Consider the following 21,266-nt stretch of genomic DNA (forward strand, 5'->3'; position numbering starts at 1 on the left):
TTTTTTATGCTCGAAGCAAGGCGCCCTAAGAAACCAAGGACCTAAACCATGAGCCAGCAAGTCATTATTTTCGATACCACCTTACGCGATGGTGAACAGGCGTTACAGGCAAGCCTGAGTGTGAAAGAAAAACTGCAGATTGCGCTGGCCCTTGAGCGTATGGGCGTTGACGTGATGGAAGTGGGTTTCCCCGTTTCTTCACCGGGCGACTTTGAGTCAGTTCAGACTATCGCTCGTCAGGTTAAAAACAGCCGCGTTTGTGCCTTAGCTCGCTGCGTAGAAAAAGATATCGACGTTGCCGCAGAATCTCTGAAAGTCGCTGAGGCTTTCCGTATTCATACGTTTATCGCCACCTCGCCGATGCACATCGCGACGAAATTACGCAGTACGCTGGATGAGGTCATTGAGCGCGCGGTCTACATGGTTAAGCGTGCGCGTAATTATACCGATGACGTGGAGTTCTCCTGCGAAGATGCAGGCCGTACCCCTATCGCCGATTTGGCTCGCGTGGTTGAAGCTGCCATTAACGCGGGAGCCAAAACCATTAACATCCCCGATACCGTCGGTTACACCATGCCTTTCGAATTTGGGGCAATCATTTCTGGCCTGTATGAACGCGTACCAAATATCGATAAAGCCATCATCTCCGTACACACCCATGATGATTTAGGTTTGGGCGTAGGCAACGCACTGGCAGCCGTTCACGCCGGAGCGCGTCAGGTGGAAGGCGCGATGAACGGTATCGGCGAACGCGCCGGTAACTGCTCACTGGAAGAAGTGATCATGGCGATCAAGGTGCGTAAAGATATCCTGAATGTACAGACCCGTATCAATCACCAGGAGATCTGGCGCACCAGTCAATTAGTCAGCCAAATCTGCAACATGCCTATTCCGGCTAACAAAGCCATTGTCGGTAGCGGCGCCTTTGCCCACTCTTCCGGCATCCATCAGGACGGTGTACTGAAAAATCGTGAAAACTACGAAATCATGACGCCTGAATCCATCGGCCTGAACCAGGTACAGCTGAACCTGACCTCCCGTTCCGGACGTGCCGCGGTGAAACACCGTATGGACGAGATGGGATATAAAGAAAATGAATACAACCTGGACAACCTGTACGACGCATTCCTGAAACTGGCGGACAAAAAAGGTCAGGTATTTGATTACGACCTGGAAGCGCTGGCCTTCATTAATAAACAGCAGGAAGAACCGGAGCATTTCCGTCTGGATTACTTCAGCGTGCAGTCCGGCTCAAACGACATCGCCACCGCCTCCGTCAAGCTGGGCTGTGGTGAAGAAGTCAAAGCCGAAGCGGCGAACGGTAACGGTCCGGTCGATGCCATTTATCAGGCAATCAACCGTGTAACTGAGTACAACGTCGAACTGGTGAAATACAGCCTGACCGCCAAAGGGCACGGTAAAGATGCGCTGGGTCAGGTGGATATCGTTGCCAACTATAATGGTCGTCGTTTCCACGGCGTCGGTCTGGCGACAGATATCGTCGAATCTTCCGCTAAAGCGATGGTTCATGTGCTGAACAACATCTGGCGCGCCGAAGAAGTCGAAAAAGAATTGCAACGCAAAGCTCAGAACAACGAGAACAACAAGGAAACCGTGTGATGTCGAAGAATTATCATATTGCTGTTTTGCCGGGTGACGGTATTGGCCCGGAAGTGATGGCGCAAGCCCTGAAGGTACTGGACGCAATCCGTAACCGCTTTAACATGCGCATTACCACCAGCCACTACGACGTGGGTGGTGCCGCTATCGATAACCACGGTCAGCCGCTGCCGCCTGCAACGGTTGAAGGCTGTGAACAAGCTGACGCCATTCTGTTTGGCTCCGTTGGCGGTCCGAAATGGGAAAACCTGCCGCCAAACCAGCAGCCAGAGCGTGGCGCACTGCTGCCATTGCGTAAGCACTTCAAGTTATTCAGCAATCTGCGCCCGGCTAAACTCTATCAGGGTCTGGAAGCGTTTTGCCCTCTGCGCGCAGATATTGCCGCGAACGGTTTTGACATCCTGTGCGTACGCGAACTGACTGGCGGAATTTACTTCGGTCAACCAAAAGGCCGCGAAGGCAGCGGACAACATGAAAAAGCCTTTGATACCGAGGTTTATCACCGTTTCGAGATCGAGCGTATTGCGCGTATCGCGTTTGAATCCGCTCGCCAGCGTCGCCGTAAAGTCACGTCGATAGATAAAGCCAACGTGCTGCAAACATCGATTCTGTGGCGCGAAATCGTCAATGAAATTGCGAATGAATATCCGGATGTTGAACTGGCGCATATGTACATCGACAACGCGACGATGCAATTGATCAAAGATCCTTCCCAGTTCGACGTGTTGCTGTGCTCTAACCTGTTTGGCGACATTCTGTCTGACGAGTGCGCCATGATCACCGGTTCTATGGGCATGTTACCGTCCGCCAGCCTGAATGATCAGGGCTTCGGTTTGTACGAGCCTGCTGGCGGCTCCGCTCCGGACATCGCCGGGAAAAACATTGCCAACCCTATCGCCCAGATCCTGTCGCTGGCGCTGCTGCTGCGCTACAGCCTGGATGCCAATGATGCGGCAACCGCAATTGAGAGCGCCATCAACCGCGCATTAGAAGAAGGCATCCGCACCGGTGACTTAGCCCGTGGCGCTGCCGCAGTCGGTACCGATGAAATGGGCGACATCATTGCCCGTTACGTCGCAGAAGGGGTGTAATCATGGCCAAAACGTTATACGAAAAATTGTTTGATGCGCACGTCGTCTTTGAAGCGCAAAACGAAACCCCGCTGTTGTACATCGACAGACATCTGGTGCATGAAGTGACCTCTCCGCAAGCGTTTGACGGCCTGCGCGCGCATGGCCGTCAGGTACGCCAGCCGGGTAAAACCTTTGCCACCATGGATCACAACGTCTCTACCCAGACCAAAGACATCAACGCGTCGGGTGAGATGGCACGCATCCAGATGCAGGAGCTGATTAAGAACTGTAACGAATTTGGTGTCGAGCTGTATGACCTGAACCATCCGTATCAGGGTATCGTTCACGTGATGGGGCCAGAACAAGGCGTGACGTTGCCGGGTATGACCATCGTCTGCGGCGATTCCCACACCGCTACACACGGCGCGTTCGGCGCGCTGGCGTTTGGTATTGGCACCTCTGAAGTTGAACACGTTCTGGCGACGCAGACCCTGAAACAGGGGCGCGCCAAAACCATGAAGATTGAAGTCAACGGTAAAGCAGCCCCTGGCATTACCGCCAAAGATATTGTGCTGGCGATTATCGGTAAAACCGGTAGTGCAGGCGGTACCGGACACGTAGTTGAGTTTTGTGGTGAAGCCATCCGCGCGCTGAGCATGGAAGGCCGCATGACCCTGTGCAATATGGCCATTGAAATGGGTGCCAAAGCGGGCCTGGTCGCACCGGATGAAACCACCTTTAACTATGTGCAAGGGCGTTTACACGCACCGAAGGGCGAAGATTTTACCCACGCAGTTGAGTACTGGAAAACGCTGAAAACCGACGACAACGCCACCTTTGATACCGTCGTCACCCTTCAGGCAGAAGAGATCGCGCCACAGGTCACCTGGGGAACGAATCCGGGTCAGGTCATTTCGGTGAACGATATTATTCCCGACCCGGCGTCATTTGCCGATCCGGTAGAACGCGCATCGGCTGAGAAAGCGTTGGCTTACATGGGATTAAAACCGGGTATTCCGTTAACAGAAGTCGCTATCGATAAGGTATTTATCGGTTCCTGCACCAACTCGCGTATTGAAGATTTACGCGCTGCGGCAGAAATCGCCAAAGGACGTAAAGTTGCGCCAGGCGTACAGGCACTGGTGGTGCCGGGCTCTGGTCCGGTGAAAGCGCAGGCGGAAGCAGAAGGTCTGGACAAGATCTTTATCGAAGCAGGATTCGAATGGCGTTTACCAGGCTGTTCCATGTGTCTGGCCATGAACAATGACCGCCTGAATCCGGGCGAGCGCTGCGCCTCCACCAGCAACCGTAATTTTGAAGGCCGTCAGGGCCGCGGTGGCCGCACGCATTTAGTCAGCCCGGCCATGGCCGCCGCTGCCGCCGTTAACGGTCATTTTGCCGACATTCGCAGCATCAAATAAGGAAACTACCATGGCAGAGAAATTTACCCAGCATACCGGCCTGGTTGTCCCACTGGATGCCGCCAACGTTGATACCGACGCAATCATTCCCAAACAGTTTTTGCAGAAGGTTACGCGCACCGGTTTTGGCGCTCATCTGTTCAACGACTGGCGTTTTCTGGACGAAAAAGGGCAACAGCCAAATCCTGAGTTCGTTTTGAACTTCCCGGAATATAAAGGGGCATCAATTCTGCTGGCGCGCGAAAACTTCGGCTGCGGTTCGTCACGCGAACATGCGCCGTGGGCGTTGACCGATTACGGTTTTAAAGTGGTGATTGCCCCAAGCTTCGCCGACATCTTCTACGGTAACAGTTTCAATAACCAACTGCTGCCGGTGACTCTGAGCGACGCGCAAGTAGATGAAATGTTTACCCTGGTGAAAGCCAATCCGGGCATTAAATTTGAAGTTGATCTGGAAGCGCAGGTGGTGAAAGCAGGCGATAAGTCCTACAGCTTTAAAATCGACGCCTTCCGCCGCCACTGCATGCTGAACGGTCTGGACAGCATCGGGCTGACGCTGCAGCATGAAGCGGCCATCACCGAGTACGAAGACAAGCAGCCAGCGTTTATGCAGTAATCTCTCCCGCTGGTCACCGCACGGTGGCCAGCCTCTACTCTTCGCCTACAACGTATCGCCGTAATAGATTTGGTAGCCAAGATTAACGCTGCCCGGCGCATCTTTCCCGTTCAAACGCTTAATCAGAATGTCCGCCGCCGTTTTGCCAATCTCAAAGCGTGGTGTAATCACGCTGGCGATTTTTTGCAGCCGCGCACGGCCAATTTCCAGCCCGTGGAAACCGGCAATCGCCATTTTTCCCGGCACGTCGTACCGCTGTGCCTGACACTCCAGCAGCACGCCAACCGCCAGGTCATCGTTGGTACAGAAAATAGCGTCAATATCCGGCTTTTCCGCCATCGCCTGCTGAAACATCTTGCGGCCCAGCGCCACCGACGAAATCGTTTTTGGCGCAAGGTGGTACGCTTCCAGCCCCTGCGCTGCCAGCGCTTTCCCGGTACCGCGAAAACGGCTAAGGTCGCGGGGGTCGTCCATCGAGCCAAAGAAAGCAATGCTGCGTTTGCCGCTGTCGATAAAAGCCTGCGTCATTTCAAACGCGGCTTTTTCGTTATCAAACCCAACCTGAATATCAAGATACTGGCCGCTAATATCCATCAGTTCCGCCACCGGTACGCCGCTGGCGCGCACGTACTGGATCATCCGCTCGGTATGCAGCTTTCCCGTGAGGATCAGGCCGTCGATATTGTAAGAGAGCAGATTCAGCACCTCGCGTTCTTCACGCTCGGCGTCATATTCGTAGTTGGCGATCAACGTCTGGTACTGGCAAGCCGAGGTGACGGATTCAATTCCCGCCAGCACGTCGGCAAAAATCTGGTTACGAAAAGAAGGGATCAACACGCCGATGGTTTTACTGCGCGCATTGAGCAATATTTCCGGCGCGCGGTTAGGAATGTAGTTGTTCTCTTCCATCACTTTCGAAATCAATTCACGGCTGCGTTGCGACACCTGATTCGGGTCACGCAGATAACGGCTGACCGTCATCTTATTCAGACCGGCCAGATTAGCGATATCCTGTAATGTCATCCGATTGTTTTTCATGAGGTTCTCTACGACCAACATCCCATTATGCTCGCAGAGAACCTTATCACAGCCGGTTAGCGACTGCACTCCTCGCTCAACCTTAACGCGTTACCACCTCAGCCGACGGCGACGTGGTTTCATTTTGCGCACGAACGCAGTACATCAGCACCACCGATGACAGCAGAGCAATCGCCATGAAGGTGTAGGAGACGCCCGGCCCGCCGGTCACGCCGTTGAGGTAACCCACCAGCCACGCGCCGAGGAATGCCCCTAACGCGCCAAAACTGTTGATCATTCCCATCGACACGCCGGAGACGTTGCGCGGCAGCAGTTCGGGGATCAGCGCAAAGAACGGTCCGTAAGGCGCATACATACAGGCGGCGGCCACGACCAGCAGCGCATAGGAGAGCCAGAAGGACTGGTTGCCCAACAGCCACGAGGCAAAGAAAGCGATGGCGGCAATCAGCAGCAGCGGCCAGATAAACAGCTTACGGTTCTGGTATTTATCGGATAGCCAGGAAACCGTCAGCATCAGGCAGATCGCCGCCAGATACGGCACTGCCGCCAGCCAGCCCACCGCCACAATATCCATCTGCGCCGCGTTTTTCAGAATCGACGGCATCCACATCATGAAGCCATACACCCCGATGCTCCACAGCGCATGCACCGCGCACAGCATAATGACGCTGCGTGAACGCATCGCTTCACCGTAGTTGCGCATCGGTTTGATGTCCCGCTGCTCGCGGTCCATCGCCTGCTGTAACGCCTGCTTCTCCTGCTCGCTCAGCCAACCCGCATCCGCCGGTTTGTCGCGCACCAGAATCACCCAGCAGAAAGCCCAGATCACCGCTGGGATGCCTTCGAAAATAAACATTTCGCGCCAGCCCCAGGCTTCAATCAGGTAGCCAGAGACGATCGACATCCACAGCACTGTGACCGGGTTACCGAGAATTAAAAAGGTGTTGGCGCGCGAGCGTTCAGTTTTGGTAAACCAGTTGCTGATATAAATCAGCATCGCGGGCATCACCGCCGCTTCGACGATGCCGAGAATAAAGCGGATCGCCATCAGCATCGGGATATTGCTGACAAAGCCGGTCGCCGCGGCACAAAGCCCCCAGAGGATCAGGCTGTAGAAAATCATTTTGCGCACGCTATGCTTGACGGCGTACATCGCGCCCGGCACCTGGAAGAAGAAGTAGCCCAGGAAGAACAACGCGCCAATTAACGATGCAGTTCCCTGAGTAATCCCTAAATCGTGTTCGATACCAGCGGCAGCGGCAAAGCCGTAATTCGCGCGATCAAGGTAGGCTAAGCTGTAGGTAATAAAAATAATCGGCATTAAATACCACCAGCGGCGCGCCGGCAGTTTTGCGAGCATATTCATACTCACTCCTCGGATTATCATTAAAGGATGAGGTCGCTTCCCGCGGCCTCGTTAGCGATCAAACCGCGGCCAGCATGCCGCCGTCGACAAACAGAAGATGCCCATTCACAAAGTCAGAGGCCGGTGCAGCAAGATAAACCGCCGCGCCGATCAACTCTTCCGGGTTACCCCAGCGAGCGGCGGGCGTGCGCTGGAACAGCCAGGCGGAGAATGCTTCATCGTTGACCAGCGCGGTAGTCATGTCGGTAGCGAAATAGCCGGGAGCAATGCCGTTGACCTGAATATTGTATTCCGCCAGTTCCACGCACATGCCACGGGTTAACATTTTGACCGCGCCTTTTGACGCCGCGTAGGGGGTAATGGTTTTACGGCCTAATTCGCTTTGCATTGAGCAGATATTAATAATCTTCCCGCAGCGGCGTTGCACCATGTAGCGGGAAACCTGCTGCGATACCAGAAAGACCGATTTCTGGTTTACATCAATCACTTTGTCCCATTCAGCCTCCGGGAATTCGGTGAAGGGATAACGACGCTGGATTCCGGCGTTGTTAATTAAAATATCAATGGCCCCAACGTCCTTTTCAATTTGCGCGATGGCGCACGCCACCTCTTCCCCGTTGGTAACATCAAATCCATAGCCAACCGCGCGATAGCCTTCGGCCACCAGTTTGTCCGCCGCCGCCTGCGCCCGCTGCTGGGTAATGTCGTTAATAACAATCTCAGCACCGTGCGCCGCCAGACCGCTGGCCAGCAGGTTACCGATCCCCTGCGCGGAGCCGGTAATCAGCGCACGTTTGCCGCTAAGATCGAATAGGTTTTTCATAAAAACTCCTTTTTTGATAACTGTTACGCGTAACTGTATACGCGTAACAGTAGAAAAAAGAAGATCCAGGAAGAGGAAAATGATCGTTATGTGATCAACGTTACATTTACGTGCAAGATAAAAAAAGAGGGATAGGCCTGATAAGCGTAACGCGTTCAGGCCGTAGGGACAGGTTGCCTGATGGCGGCGTAAACGCCTTATCCGGCCTACAAAAACGACAAAAACTAATGCAAAATATCGCCAGTCCGGGCACTGCGACGCCTGGACTGCGCCGGACTAAACGTCCTTCACCCGCCCGGTCATCCACAGCGTAACCACCGAAATCACCGCAATCACCCAATAGACGGCATAGTGACCGTAGCTTTGCGCAACTGCCCCCTGAATCACCCCTGCCAGAATGACTCCCGTTGAAATACTGTTGGTAAATAATGTGGTCGCTGACCCCGCACGTCCGGGCATCAGATCCTGAAACCACAGCATGCCTATCCCGGCGATAATACCGATAAATACCGCGTTAAACAGTTGCAGCACCAGCAGCGCCGTACGGCTGTGAAAGAAGATCAAACCAATATAAAACAGCACGCCTGCCGCTACGGCCGCGATCATCATTCGCCGTTTACCAAAGCGCTTCACGTAATAACCTGCCAGAATCATCGCCGGAATTTCCAGCCCAGCCGCCGTCCCCATCAGGATCCCGGCCAGCTTGTCCGGCAAGCCCAGTTCAAGACTTATCCACAGTGGCATATCAATGATGTACATGGTGTTGCAGGTCCACATCAGCGTGGAGGCAATAAACAACATACGCACATTTTTGTCCTGCCAACCGCCGGTCTGTTCCAGCGGCACGTCTACAGGCTGCTCCACCCGCGCGACAGACGGCAGTATCAGCGCAATCAGCACCAGGCTAATGGCAAAAATCCCTGCGGCAATGGAAAACATCGCCGTAAAGCCGTAATTCAGCGCCAGCATGAATGCCAGTGGCGGTCCTATCACCCAGGCCAGCGAAAGCTGCGCACGCATCACCGAGCTAAACATCACCACTTCACGCGCGGAGTTATCAGCATATTCTCGCGCCAGCGCAAACAGCTGCGGCATGGCGGTGTTCGCCAGCGAGGCCAGCAGCACACCGCAGGTGATCAGCGTGAGATAGTGGCGATTAAAGGCAAACAGCAGCGCATTGCCAATTGCCATCAGACAGCAGAACATGATCAACTTACGCCGATCGCCCTGGCTGTCGGATCGTTTCGCCAGGCCAAGGCTGACGACGATCCCGACAATCGCATTGACGGTGTAAAACAGCCCGACCCAAAATGGCTGCGCCCCGACTTCACGGCTCAGGAACAGACTCAGAGTGGGTGCCTGCAATGCCCCCGCCACGCCCATCATAAAAGCGACCAGCATAAATGCCGCGTAAACGCCGTTGAGGCGCCGTCCCATGGTCATAATCCAGAGCATATCTTTCCTTTTAAGCGCAGCTGAAACGAAAAAAGCCAGCAGATAATACCTGCTGGCGGGTGAACGAGGCTGTATCCTGCCATTATATCTGGCATCGACGCTGGGTAAAAAACGCATAATCCAGGCGGAGGGCGCTGGGTATAGAAATCTATTCCCAAGCCTGACAACGCAGAGTATGCGTTTTTTACACGCGTCCCGGAGGGACGGGGCCATTTTTTCACATAGCTGTGTTGCTCACACCTTATTTGGTTCACCAAATTTCACTGTTCGCGCCTTGCCGTGTGAAAAAATAGCCACCAGCGATGCTCAGATATAATGGCAGGATACAGCCTGCACCAATACTCAGTCACACATGATGTCTGCAATTTCCAATTCAGGAGTCAGATGTCATCTCCCACTGCATCAGCTCTTCGAGCATCTTTAAGCGCTGCGGTGCGCTCAGGCAAGCCAACCAGGACGATTTTTCCGTCGTGGTAAAGTACTTCAACCAGAACTGACGCATAGATGACCCCTTCGTTGTCTCATCGCTTCATCGGAATCTATTATTGGCTTAATATAGGGATTATAAAATTGCTGAGTTTTCCGCAGGAGTTCCCCTTTTATGTCTTCTGGTCGTTTGCAACAACAGTTCATCCGTCTGTGGCAATGCTGTGACGGCAAAACGCAAGACACGACGCTCAACGAGCTGGCGGATCTGCTGAGCTGCTCGCGCCGCCATATGCGTACGCTGCTTAATACCATGCAAGATCGCGGCTGGTTAACGTGGGAAGCTGAAGTTGGACGAGGTAAACGTTCGCGACTGACATTCCTCTATACCGGGCTGGCGCTCCAGCAGCAGCGCGCGGAAGACCTACTGGAACAGGATCGCATCGATCAACTGGTGCAACTGGTCGGTGATAAAACGGCCGTACGGCAAATGCTGGTCTCCCATCTGGGTCGCAGCTTTCGCCAGGGTCGGCATATCATGCGCGTTCTCTATTATCGCCCCATGCACAACCTGCTCCCCGGCACGGCATTACGCCGCTCCGAAACCCATATCGCCCGGCAAATCTTCAGCGCCTTAATTCGGGTAAATGAGGAAAATGGGGAACTGGAAGCGGACATTGCCCATCACTGGCAGCAAATTTCACCTTTACACTGGCGATTCTTCCTGCGTCCAGGGATCCATTTTCATCATGGCCGCGAACTGGAAATGGCAGATGTTATCGCCTCACTGATGCGCATTAACAGTCTGCCGCTGTACTCACACATCACGCAGATCGTCTCTCCCACGGCCTGGACGCTGGATATCCATCTGGCCCAGCCAGACCGCTGGCTTCCCTGGCTATTGGGGCAGGTCCCCGCCATGATCCTGCCGCGAGAATGGGAAACGCTAAACAACTTCTCCAGTCACCCGATTGGTACCGGTCCGTATGCGGTAATACGAAACACCAATAACCAACTGAAAATTCATGCATTTGATGATTACTTTGGCTACCGGGCCCTGATCGACGAAGTTAACGTTTGGGTATTACCCGACATCGGAGAAGAGCCTGGCGGCGGGTTAACGCTAAAAGGTCCCACAGAGGATGAAAAGGCGATCGAAAGCCGCCTCGAAGAAGGTTGCTACTACCTGCTGTTTGATGCGCGTAGCCACCGTGGCACTAACCAGGAGGTCCGCGAATGGGTAAGCCGCATTCTCTCGCCAACGAATTTAATCTGCCACGCTGACGAACAGTACCAGCGACTGTGGTTTCCCGCGTATGGTTTACTCCCCCGCTGGCATCACGCAAAACCCGGCCATGGTGAAAAACCCGCCGGGCTGGAAACGCTGACTATCACTTACTATCGCGATCACATCGAACACCGGATTATCGCGCAGATCATGAAGACATTGCTGGCTGCGCATCAGGTGCAGTTGAATATTCAGGAGATCGACTACGATCAATGGCATGCAGGTGAAATCGTCAGCGATATCTGGCTCAACAGCGCCAACTTTACCCTACCGCTCGACTTCTCACTGTTCGCCCATTTGTGCGAAGTCCCGTTGCTGCAAAACTGTATCTCGCGGGACTGGGAAAACGATGCGGCTCGCTGGCGAACGGGCGAAATGAGCCTGGCAGCATGGTGCCAACAGCTGCTCGCCACAAAGGCCATTGTGCCATTAATCCACCACTGGCTGATCATTCAGGGACAGCGCAGTATGCGCGGGCTGCGCATGAATACCCTTGGCTGGTTTGATTTTAAATCGGCGTGGTTTGCTCCGCCGGATCCTTAATTGCTGCTAAGCAACAAAATCATTACACTAACGCCGTTCTCAACGGGGTGCTAAATAAAAACATACACAGAATCATTCGATCTGCGTATGGGCTGAGAGATACCCGTCGAACCTGATCCGGATAATGCCGGCGAAGGGATTTGAGGCTTATCTCAAGTCCTTTGCCACCCAACTCTTGAGGTGCAAAGTGTTTAAAAAATGTCTTCCGCTTTTACTGCTGTGCGCAGCGCCTGTCTTCGCCAAACCTGTACTGACCGTCTATACCTACGACTCGTTCGCAGCTGACTGGGGCCCGGGCCCAACAATCAAAAAAGCTTTTGAAGCTGACTGCAATTGCGAGCTGAAACTGGTCGCGCTGGAAGATGGCGTCTCGCTGCTTAACCGCCTGCGCATGGAAGGAAAAAACAGCAAAGCCGACGTCGTGCTGGGTCTGGATAACAACCTTCTGGAAGCCGCCACACAAACCAAACTGTTTGCCAAAAGTGGGGTAGCCAACGACACCGTTAACGTACCCGGCGGCTGGAAAAACGATACCTTCGTGCCGTTTGACTACGGTTATTTCGCCTTCGTTTATGATAAGAATAAGCTGAAGAATCCGCCCAAAAGCCTGAAAGAACTGGTAGAGAGCGACCAAAAATGGCGCGTCATTTATCAGGATCCGCGCACCAGCACGCCAGGTCTGGGTCTGCTGCTATGGATGCAGAAAGTCTATGGTGATAAAGCGCCAGAGGCGTGGCAGAAACTGGCAGCCAAAACCGTCACCGTCACCAAGGGCTGGAGCGAAGCCTACGGCCTGTTCCTGAAAGGTGAAAGCGATCTGGTGCTCAGCTACACCACCTCTCCGGCCTATCACATCATCGCCGAGAAAAAAGACAACTACGCCGCCGCTAATTTTAGTGAAGGCCACTATTTGCAGGTGGAAGTCGCCGCCCGCACCGCGGCCAGCAAGCAGCCGGAACTGGCCGAGAAATTCCTGAAGTTCATGGTGTCTCCGGCATTCCAGAATGCGATTCCGACCGGCAACTGGATGTATCCCGTGACGCAAGTCGCCCTGCCGTCAGGATTCGAGCAACTGAATAAACCGACCACCGCGCTGGAATTTACGCCGCAGCAGGTTGCGGCTCAACGTCAGGCATGGATTAGCGAATGGCAACGCGCCGTCAGCCGTTAATCCCCGGCTGGCTGGTTCCAGGGCTTACCGCCGCCACGCTGATGGTGGCCGTTGCCCTGGCCGCGTTTCTGGCACTGTGGTTTAACGCCCCGCAGGGAGAGTGGTTCTCGCTGTGGCAAGATGACTACCTGTGGCACGTGGTGCGCTTTTCTTTCTGGCAGGCTTTTCTATCCGCTGTGCTGTCGGTTGTCCCGGCAATTTTCCTTGCCAGAGCGCTCTATCGTCGCCGTTTTCCAGGACGTCTGGCGCTGCTGCGTCTGTGCGCAATGACGTTAATCCTGCCGGTGCTGGTCGCGGTATTCGGTATTCTTAGCGTCTACGGTCGCCAGGGATGGCTGGCCTCACTCTGGCATACATTCGGGCTGGAGTGGACGTTTTCGCCATACGGTTTACAGGGCATTCTGCTGGCGCATGTCTTTTTCAATCTGCCGATGGCCAGCCGCCTGCTGTTACAATCGCTGGAGAGTATTCCCGGCGAACAGCGGCAGTTAGCCGCTCAGTTGGGTATGCGTGGCTGGCATTTCTTCCGTTTTGTTGAATGGCCGTGGCTGCGTCGTCAGATCCTGCCCGTCGCAGCACTCATCTTTATGCTGTGCTTCGCCAGCTTCGCCACCGTTCTGTCGCTAGGCGGCGGGCCACAGGCCACGACTATCGAGCTGGCTATCTATCAGGCGCTGAATTTTGATTACGATCCTGCCCGCGCAGCCATGCTGGCGTTGATCCAGATGGTTTGTTGTTTGGCGCTGGTGCTCCTCAGTCAACGTCTGAGCCGCGCAATTGCTCCCGGTGCTACCCTGGTACAAGGCTGGCGCGATCCTGACGATCGCCTGCACAGCCGACTAACTGACGCAATCCTGATTATTCTGGCCCTGTTGCTGTTGCTGCCGCCGCTGCTGGCGGTGATTGTCGATGGCTTAAACCGCCATATTCTGGATGTACTGATGCAGCCAGTGCTATGGCAGGCGCTGGGAACCTCGCTGCGCATCGCATTAGCAGCAGGAGCGTTATGCGTCATACTCACCATGATGCTGTTATGGAGCAGTCGTGAACTTCGTGCACGACAGCAGGTGCTGGCAGGTCAGATGCTGGAACTGAGCGGCATGATGATCCTCGCCATGCCGGGTATCGTGCTGGCAACCGGCTTCTTTCTGCTACTCAATAACACTATTGGGCTTCCCGAATCTGCCGACGGCATTGTCATTTTTACCAATGCGCTGATGGCGATCCCTTATGCATTGAAGGTGCTGGAAAACCCAATGCGTGACGTCACTGCGCGCTATAGTATGTTGTGCCAGTCGTTGGGCATTGAGGGATGGTCGCGCCTGAAAGTGGTTGAACTGCGCGCCCTGAAGCGCCCGCTGGCACAGGCGATGGCGTTTGCCTGCGTGCTGTCGATTGGCGATTTTGGCGTAGTGGCGTTATTTGGTAATGAAGATTTCCGCACCCTGCCGTTTTATTTATATCAGCAGATTGGCTCTTATCGCAGTCAGGATGGCGCAGTTACGGCGTTATTACTGCTGATCCTGTGCTTTACGCTGTTTACCGTTATTGAGAAATTGCCGGGTCGAAATGTTAAAACTGATTGATATCACATGGCTTTATCACCATCTGCCCATGCGCTTTACGCTGTCGGTCGCGCACGGTGAGCAGATAGCGATACTCGGGCCCAGCGGCGCCGGGAAAAGTACGCTGCTGAATCTGATTGCCGGCTTTCTCACGCCTGCCAGCGGTAACATGGTGATTGACGGTGAAGATCACACCACGACACCACCCTCGCGCCGTCCTGTTTCTATGCTGTTTCAGGAAAACAACCTGTTCAGCCATCTGAGCGTACAGCAAAACATCGGCCTGGGCCTGAATCCTGGATTGAAGCTTAACGCATCGCAGCGGGAGAAAATACTCCACATCGCCCAGCAAATGGGGATCGACTCTCTGCTGGAACGCCTCCCCAGTGAGCTTTCCGGCGGGCAGCGGCAGCGCGTGGCGCTGGCGCGTTGTCTGGTGCGGGAACAACCTATTTTACTGCTTGATGAACCGTTCTCTGCACTTGATCCCGCGCTGCGCCAGGAGATGCTAACGCTGGTGGCCGAAGTCTGTCGCGAGAAAAAGCTGACGTTACTGATGGTTTCCCACAGCGTAGAAGATGCGGCGCGAATTGCGCCCCGCTCGATTGTGGTCGCCGACGGGCGCATCGCCTGGCAGGGCGATACGGACGATCTGTTAAGCGGCAACGCTAGCGCCTCGGCGCTATTGGGCATTAAAGCATAATGCGTTGCCGGATGACGGCGTGAACGCCTTATCCGGCAAAGGAATCGTCAGTAACCCACCACTTTGCGCAGAATATCGATATACACCGGCATCAGCGGATGGCGCAGTAACGCCACCAGAGCGACCACGCCGATCCCAAGCGTCAACGGCGCCAGATACAGCAAACGGCTGCGGGGGAAATACGCCGTTAAGCGATCGACAGCCGCTTTGCCACTGCGCCATAGCCGCCAGCAAAACCAGCCGCCCACCCAGAGCAACACCGCCGTCGCCAGCAGCAACCATTTGAAATCCCCGCTCTGCATATCAGAAGGAATATCAATTGCCGCTCCCGCCAGGATCCCTGGCAGGAAGTAGAACGGTGGCCACAGCACGCAGCCGATAATATTCGGGACGATAAATTTAGCGACAGGCAGATCCAGCATGCCTGCTACCATCGGCACCAGCGGACGCGTCGGTCCGACAAAACGCCCCACCAGAATAGTAAACATGCTGTGCTGATGCAGGGCGTGCTCGGTTTTATCCAGCAACGCCTTGTTCTTTTTCATGAACGACCAACGGTGCAATGGCTTTTTAAAGCGCCAGCCCAGCCAAAAAGAGATCCAGTCCCCCAATAAGCAACCTATAATGCCCGCAAGCCAGGCATGCCAGAAGTTCAGTTCGCCGCTGCCAATCAGCGCACCCAGCCCCGCCATCATCACGGTCCCGGGTAGAATCAGGCCAACCAGCGCCAGCGACTCCAAAAAAGCCACCAGAAGTACGGCGATCAGAGAGTACAGGGCGGACTGGAGAATAAAGTGTTCCAGCAATGCTTGCATAATGTGTCCGTCAAATTTACGAAGCAGGGATTTTGATAACCCCTCTCAACTTCGTCAAGCCATCAATTGTCTGAATAGATTGCGAGTTATGACAACTTTCAGGATACATCATTCACTTTTTATTCACATCCAGCACGAAACTCGCTCGGACTGGCGCCGGTACATTTTTTGAAAACACGAGAGAAATAGAGCTGGTCGTCAAAGCCAACATTGCGACCTACGGTGGCAATGGGCATACGTGTGGTACTCAGTAATAGCTTCGCCTGGCTGATGCGCTGGTCCTCACGCCAGCTTAATACGCTGATACCTAACTGCTGACGGAACAGATGCGACAAACGGGAAGGCGACAGGCAGACGTGCTGCGCGACGCTGGCGATATCAAAATTGCTGTCCGCCAGGTGATCGCTGATGTACTGGCAGGCATCGCGGACGCGGTTGTCCATGGGCGGGTGTAGCGATTCATTGATGGCTTCCATACGTCGGAGCAACAACTGTTCCAGTAAATTAATCGCCAGCAGTTCGGAATAACGACCTTCTCCCTGCCCGGCGTTAATTATCTGCCCAAACAGCTCGTTAAAATGCGGCTGATGCGCTTCATCCGGGCGGAAAAAACCGGTCTGGGCAAAAATGGCTGGCCAGGTCAGCCACTCCTGCCAGTAGGCGCGCGGGCGAAAGTAAACCCACTGGTGATACCACTCGCTGGCGTCAGGGTGGCGTCCGTAGTGGTGAATTTCTCCAGGTGGAAACAACAGAATATCGCCAGGCCGGCAGACAAACTGCTTGCCCTGATTATTGATAACCCCTTCGCCACGGATGGTGAGATTGAGGATATAACCCTTCATACCCAGCGGCCTGTCGATAAAAAAATCCAGGTATCCGTTCGCCTCAATGGGGGTTAATCCGGCCACCAAATGCGCGTTAAACGAATAACCTGGCAACAGGGGATCGTTTTGCGTTTCAGCCATAATTTCAATACTCCCTATGTCCTGCCAAGAAACAATTTGTCCATATTACGCCAGACATCATCGCTGTCGCCCCTGCGGGCCGCTGTATTTGCGGTAATGGACCACCAATCCCGCTTGTGAAAAGCTCTTTGTAAAAAACATGTACTACGCCAACGTCAAAATCGGCTAACAAAAGTGTCTATAACTACGGCAGGAATGTCCACATTGATTATTTGCACAGCGTCACACTTTGTGATGCCACAGCATTTTAATCCATAAGATTAGCGGATCCTGCCTGACGGTTTTTATCGCTACTCACTACTGTTTATCCATACCCGTATTTTTGGATGGAGTAAGACGATGGCGATTGCAATTGGCCTCGATTTTGGTAGTGATTCAGTACGCGCTTTGGCGGTGGAATGTGCCACCGGCGAAGAGATCGCCACCAGCGTTGAGTGGTATCCACGTTGGCAAGAAGGGCAGTATTGCGATGGCCCAAACAACCAGTTTCGCCATCATCCGCGCGACTACATTGAATCCATGGAAGCGGCGCTGAAAACCGTATTGGCCGAACTGAGCGCTGAACAGCGCGCGGAAGTGGTCGGGATAGGCGTTGACAGTACCGGCTCAACCCCGGCCCCCATCGATGCAGACGGTAACGTACTGGCACTGCGTCCGGAGTTCGCGGAAAACCCGAATGCAATGTTTGTCCTGTGGAAAGATCACACCTCAGTAGAAGAAGCGGAAGAAATCACCCGCCTGTGCCACACGCCGGGCAAGATTGATTACTCCCGCTATATCGGCGGCATTTATTCCAGCGAATGGTTCTGGGCCAAAATCCTGCATGTAACCCGCCAGGACCATGCGGTAACCGAAGCTGCGGTCTCGTGGATTGAGCTATGCGATTGGGTTCCGGCCCTGCTCTCCAATACCGTACGCCCACAGGATATTCGTCGCGGTCGCTGCAGCGCCGGACATAAATCACTGTGGCATGAAAGCTGGGGTGGTCTGCCGCCAGCCAGTTTCTTTGACGAACTCGACCCCATCCTCAACCGCCATCTGCAATACCCAATGTTTACCGATACCTTCACCGCGGATCTGCCGGTTGGCACCCTATGCGCCGAGTGGGCACAGCGCCTGGGGCTACCGGAAAGCGTGGTGATTGCAGGCGGTGCTTTTGACTGCCATATGGGCGCGGTTGGCGCAGGCGCACAGCCTAACACGCTGGTGAAAGTCATCGGCACGTCGACCTGCGACATTCTGATTGCCGACAAACACAGCGTTGGCGAACGCGCGGTGAAAGGCATTTGCGGCCAGGTTGATGGCAGCGTAGTGCCTGATTTTATTGGCCTCGAAGCTGGCCAGTCCGCATTCGGCGATATCTATGCCTGGTTTAGCCGCGTGCTGAGCTGGCCTCTGGAACAGCTTGCCGCACAGCATCCGGAACTGCAGCCCCAGATTAAAGCCAGTCAAAAACAGCTGCTGCCTGCACTCACTGAAGCCTGGGCGAAAAATCCATCACTGGAGCATCTCCCGGTGGTGCTCGACTGGTTCAACGGTCGCCGTACGCCCAATGCCAACCAGCGTTTGAAAGGGGTAATTACCGATCTGAACCTGGCAACTGACGCGCCAGCGCTGTTCGGTGGGCTGATTGCCGCCACGGCCTTTGGCGCACGCGCCATTATGGAATGCTTCACCGAACAAGGCATTGCGGTTAACAACGTAATGGCGCTTGGCGGTATCGCGCGCAAAAACCCGGTCATCATGCAGGCCTGCTGTGACGTGCTGAACCGCCCGCTACAGATTGTCGCTTCAGACCAGTGCTGCGCACTCGGTGCGGCTATCTTCGCTGCCGTTGCCGCGAAAGTACACGCGGATATCCCAGCCGCTCAGCAGCAAATGGCAAGCGCCGTGGAAAACACGCTGCAACCTCGCCCAGAGCAGGCTCAACGTTTTGAACAACTCTACCGCCGCTATCAGCAGTGGGCGGTAAGCGCTGAACAACAATACCTTCCGACTGCCGCTCCGGCGCAACAAGCCCCGGTAGACCTGGCAACCCTGACACATTAAGGACACGACAATGACGATTTTTGATAACTATGAAGTGTGGTTTGTGATTGGTAGCCAGCATCTGTATGGCCCTGAAACCCTGCGTCAGGTAACCCAACATGCGGAGCACGTCGTTAACGCACTGAATACTGAAGCCAAACTGCCCTGTAAGCTGGTATTAAAGCCGCTGGGCACTTCCCCTGACGAGATTACCGCTATCTGTCGTGACGCTAACTACGACGATCGCTGTGCAGGGATGGTGGTCTGGCTGCATACCTTCTCCCCGGCCAAAATGTGGATTAACGGCCTGACTATCCTCAACAAACCGCTGATGCAGTTCCACACCCAGTTCAACGCCGCCCTGCCGTGGGACAGCATTGATATGGACTTTATGAACCTGAACCAGACTGCGCACGGCGGTCGTGAGTTCGGCTTCATCGGCGCACGTATGCGTCAGCAGCATGCCGTGGTCACCGGCCACTGGCAGGATAAACAAGCGCATGAACGCATTGGCTCCTGGATGCGCCAGGCCGTGTCCAAACAGGATACTCGCCACCTGAAAGTCTGTCGCTTTGGCGACAACATGCGTGAAGTTGCGGTCACCGATGGCGATAAAGTCGCTGCGCAGATCAAGTTCGGCTTCTCGGTAAACACCTGGGCCGTGGGCGATCTGGTGCAGGTAGTGAACGCAATTAGCGACGGCGAAATCAACGCGCTAATCGATGAGTACGAAAGCACCTACACCATGACGGCGGCGACGCAAGTCCATGGTGAAAAACGTCAGAACGTCCTGGAAGCGGCCCGTATTGAACTGGGGATGAAGCGCTTCCTGGAACAGGGTGGATTCCACGCCTTCACCACCACATTTGAAGATTTACACGGCCTGAAACAGCTCCCAGGTCTGGCCGTACAGCGTCTGATGCAGCAAGGCTATGGCTTTGCTGGCGAAGGCGACTGGAAAACCGCCGCTCTGCTTCGCATCATGAAGGTGATGTCAACCGGTCTGCAGGGCGGCACCTCATTTATGGAGGATTACACCTACCACTTCGAGAAAGGCAACGATCTGGTACTCGGTTCGCACATGCTGGAAGTTTGCCCGTCCATCGCGATGGAAGAGAAACCGATCCTCGACGTACAGCACCTCGGTATTGGTGGTAAAGACGATCCCGCCCGTCTGATCTTCAACACCAAAACCGGCCCGGCCGTGGTTGCCAGCCTGATCGATCTCGGCGATCGTTTTCGCCTGCTGGTTAACTGCATCGACACGGTACAAACACCGCACTCCCTGCCGAAACTGCCTGTAGCTAACGCGCTGTGGAAAGCTCACCCGGATCTTCCAACTGCATCTGAAGCCTGGATCCTGGCCGGTGGCGCGCACCACACCGTGTTCAGCCACGCGCTGGATCTGAACGATATGCGCCAGTTCGCTGAAATGCACGATATCGAGATCGCGGTGATCGATAACGATACCCGCCTGCCGGCCTTTAAGGACGCGCTGCGCTGGAACGAAGTGTATTACGGGTTCAAACGTTAATTGTCGAAACGGATTGCCCGGTGGCATTTCATTTACCGGGCCTACAAATCACCGTAGGCCGGATAAGCGAAGCGCCATCCGGCATTCAGGAGTTAACATGCTAGAAGATCTTAAACGTCAGGTACTGGAAGCCAATCTGGCGTTGCCTAAGCACAATCTGGTCACCCTGACCTGGGGGAACGTCAGCGCCGTCGATCGCGAGCGCGGCGTGTTTGTGATTAAACCTTCCGGGGTCGATTACAGCGTAATGACCGCAGACGATATGGTGGTAGTCAGTATCGCCACGGGTGAAGTAGTCGAAGGCCAGAAGAAGCCCTCTTCCGATACCCCAACGCACCGACTGCTGTATCAGGCATTCCCGACCATTGGCGGCATTGTTCACACCCATTCGCGTCATGCAACCATCTGGGCGCAGGCGGGTCAGTCGATTCCGGCCACGGGTACCACCCATGCGGACTATTTCTACGGTTCGATTCCCTGCACACGGAAAATGACCGACGAAGAAATCAACGGCGAATATGAATGGGAAACCGGCAATGTGATCGTTGAAACCTTTGAGAAACAAGGTATTGACGCCGCGCAGATGCCTGGCGTGCTAGTGCACTCTCACGGTCCGTTTGCCTGGGGAAAAAATGCCGAAGATGCAGTGCATAACGCCATCGTGCTGGAAGAAGTCGCCTACATGGGGATCTTCTGTCGCCAGCTCGCGCCGCAATTGCCAGATATGCAACAAACATTGTTAGATAAGCATTACCTGCGTAAACACGGTGCTAAAGCCTACTACGGGCAATAGTCCCTGCTGACACATAACACCTG

Annotated in this window: 18 protein-coding genes and 1 riboswitch; of the genes, 11 read left to right on the forward strand and 7 right to left on the reverse strand. The window is 54.5% G+C overall.

Going from position 1 to position 21,266, the window contains the following annotated elements; all coding sequences use genetic code 11:
* Positions 1 to 48 precede the first annotated feature (48 nt).
* The 4 genes from leuA to leuD are packed head-to-tail and all read left to right on the forward strand — an operon-like array spanning position 49 to position 4,730.
* Positions 49 to 1,620 carry a 2-isopropylmalate synthase gene (gene leuA, locus OGX67_RS05520; RefSeq protein WP_061548362.1) on the forward strand — a complete coding sequence of 524 codons (1,572 nt, stop codon included), beginning with the start codon at positions 49 to 51 and terminating at the stop codon, positions 1,618 to 1,620.
* Complete coding sequence (gene leuB / locus OGX67_RS05525; protein WP_003845728.1) at positions 1,620 to 2,711, forward strand: 3-isopropylmalate dehydrogenase; 1,092 nt, start codon at positions 1,620 to 1,622, stop codon at positions 2,709 to 2,711. Before leuA ends, leuB begins: the two co-directional genes overlap by 1 nt.
* Before the next feature lie 2 nt (positions 2,712 to 2,713).
* The gene (gene leuC, locus OGX67_RS05530; protein WP_257651236.1) at positions 2,714 to 4,114 is read left to right on the forward strand and encodes a 3-isopropylmalate dehydratase large subunit; all 1,401 of its coding nucleotides are present in this window, start codon (positions 2,714 to 2,716) and stop codon (positions 4,112 to 4,114) included.
* A 10-nt stretch (positions 4,115 to 4,124) separates the two neighbouring features.
* Positions 4,125 to 4,730 (forward strand): 3-isopropylmalate dehydratase small subunit, encoded by a 606-nt coding sequence (gene leuD / locus OGX67_RS05535; protein WP_204584110.1) that lies wholly within the window; start codon positions 4,125 to 4,127, stop codon positions 4,728 to 4,730.
* Between the two features lie 45 nt (positions 4,731 to 4,775).
* On the opposite strand, the gene idnR is transcribed toward leuD, so the two are convergent.
* The 5 genes from idnR to sgrT all read right to left on the reverse strand — a co-directional run bounded on the left by idnR (position 4,776) and on the right by sgrT (position 9,914).
* Positions 4,776 to 5,768: a DNA-binding transcriptional regulator IdnR gene (gene idnR / locus OGX67_RS05540; RefSeq protein WP_032948520.1), complete on the reverse strand. Its 993-nt coding sequence runs from the start codon at positions 5,766 to 5,768 to the stop codon at positions 4,776 to 4,778.
* Positions 5,769 to 5,850: 82 nt separating this feature from the next.
* The gene (locus OGX67_RS05545; RefSeq protein ID WP_032948519.1) at positions 5,851 to 7,134 is read right to left on the reverse strand and encodes an MFS transporter; all 1,284 of its coding nucleotides are present in this window, start codon (positions 7,132 to 7,134) and stop codon (positions 5,851 to 5,853) included.
* Positions 7,135 to 7,192: 58 nt separating this feature from the next.
* Positions 7,193 to 7,957, reverse strand: a complete 765-nt coding sequence (gene idnO / locus OGX67_RS05550) for a gluconate 5-dehydrogenase (protein ID WP_257651237.1) — start codon at positions 7,955 to 7,957, stop codon at positions 7,193 to 7,195.
* A gap of 276 nt (positions 7,958 to 8,233) precedes the next feature.
* Positions 8,234 to 9,412, reverse strand: coding sequence for a sugar efflux transporter (locus OGX67_RS05555; protein ID WP_032948516.1), 1,179 nt, complete (start codon positions 9,410 to 9,412; stop codon positions 8,234 to 8,236).
* Positions 9,413 to 9,785: 373 nt separating this feature from the next.
* The gene (gene sgrT, locus OGX67_RS05560) at positions 9,786 to 9,914 is read right to left on the reverse strand and encodes a glucose uptake inhibitor SgrT (RefSeq protein WP_003018817.1); all 129 of its coding nucleotides are present in this window, start codon (positions 9,912 to 9,914) and stop codon (positions 9,786 to 9,788) included.
* Positions 9,915 to 10,013: 99 nt separating this feature from the next.
* Here sgrT and sgrR point away from each other — a divergent pair, with 99 nt between their 5' ends.
* The 4 genes from sgrR to thiQ all read left to right on the forward strand — a co-directional run bounded on the left by sgrR (position 10,014) and on the right by thiQ (position 15,108).
* Positions 10,014 to 11,669 (forward strand): HTH-type transcriptional regulator SgrR, encoded by a 1,656-nt coding sequence (gene sgrR / locus OGX67_RS05565; protein ID WP_210959171.1) that lies wholly within the window; start codon positions 10,014 to 10,016, stop codon positions 11,667 to 11,669.
* 33 nt (positions 11,670 to 11,702) lie between these two features.
* Positions 11,703 to 11,826, forward strand: a riboswitch (TPP riboswitch).
* A 30-nt stretch (positions 11,827 to 11,856) separates the two neighbouring features.
* The gene (thiB, locus tag OGX67_RS05570) at positions 11,857 to 12,840 is read left to right on the forward strand and encodes a thiamine ABC transporter substrate binding subunit (RefSeq protein ID WP_032937529.1); all 984 of its coding nucleotides are present in this window, start codon (positions 11,857 to 11,859) and stop codon (positions 12,838 to 12,840) included.
* A complete protein-coding gene (thiP, locus tag OGX67_RS05575) occupies positions 12,816 to 14,426 on the forward strand; it encodes a thiamine/thiamine pyrophosphate ABC transporter permease ThiP (protein WP_003018826.1) in 1,611 nt (536 codons plus the stop codon). The genes thiB and thiP overlap by 25 nt, the downstream gene beginning before the upstream one ends.
* Complete coding sequence (thiQ, locus tag OGX67_RS05580) at positions 14,410 to 15,108, forward strand: thiamine ABC transporter ATP-binding protein ThiQ (protein ID WP_071696584.1); 699 nt, start codon at positions 14,410 to 14,412, stop codon at positions 15,106 to 15,108. Before thiP ends, thiQ begins: the two co-directional genes overlap by 17 nt.
* A 47-nt stretch (positions 15,109 to 15,155) precedes the next feature.
* Here the strand turns inward: thiQ and OGX67_RS05585 are convergent, their stop codons facing one another.
* Positions 15,156 to 15,923 (reverse strand): DedA family protein, encoded by a 768-nt coding sequence (locus OGX67_RS05585; protein ID WP_003837398.1) that lies wholly within the window; start codon positions 15,921 to 15,923, stop codon positions 15,156 to 15,158.
* A 119-nt stretch (positions 15,924 to 16,042) separates the two neighbouring features.
* Positions 16,043 to 16,888 (reverse strand): arabinose operon transcriptional regulator AraC, encoded by an 846-nt coding sequence (gene araC / locus OGX67_RS05590; RefSeq protein ID WP_003018834.1) that lies wholly within the window; start codon positions 16,886 to 16,888, stop codon positions 16,043 to 16,045.
* 339 nt (positions 16,889 to 17,227) lie between these two features.
* On the opposite strand from araC, the gene araB reads away from it, so the two are divergent.
* From araB to araD, 3 genes are all read left to right on the forward strand, one after another.
* A complete protein-coding gene (araB, locus tag OGX67_RS05595; RefSeq protein ID WP_268043212.1) occupies positions 17,228 to 18,937 on the forward strand; it encodes a ribulokinase in 1,710 nt (569 codons plus the stop codon).
* A gap of 10 nt (positions 18,938 to 18,947) precedes the next feature.
* Complete coding sequence (gene araA, locus OGX67_RS05600; protein ID WP_071696581.1) at positions 18,948 to 20,450, forward strand: L-arabinose isomerase; 1,503 nt, start codon at positions 18,948 to 18,950, stop codon at positions 20,448 to 20,450.
* A 97-nt stretch (positions 20,451 to 20,547) separates the two neighbouring features.
* Entirely contained in the window at positions 20,548 to 21,243 is a 696-nt protein-coding gene (gene araD, locus OGX67_RS05605; protein ID WP_003018841.1) for an L-ribulose-5-phosphate 4-epimerase, read from the forward strand.
* Positions 21,244 to 21,266 lie beyond the last annotated feature (23 nt).

This window comes from Citrobacter sp. Cf118, from assembly GCF_030334095.1.
GTDB classification, from domain to species: domain Bacteria; phylum Pseudomonadota; class Gammaproteobacteria; order Enterobacterales; family Enterobacteriaceae; genus Citrobacter; species Citrobacter freundii.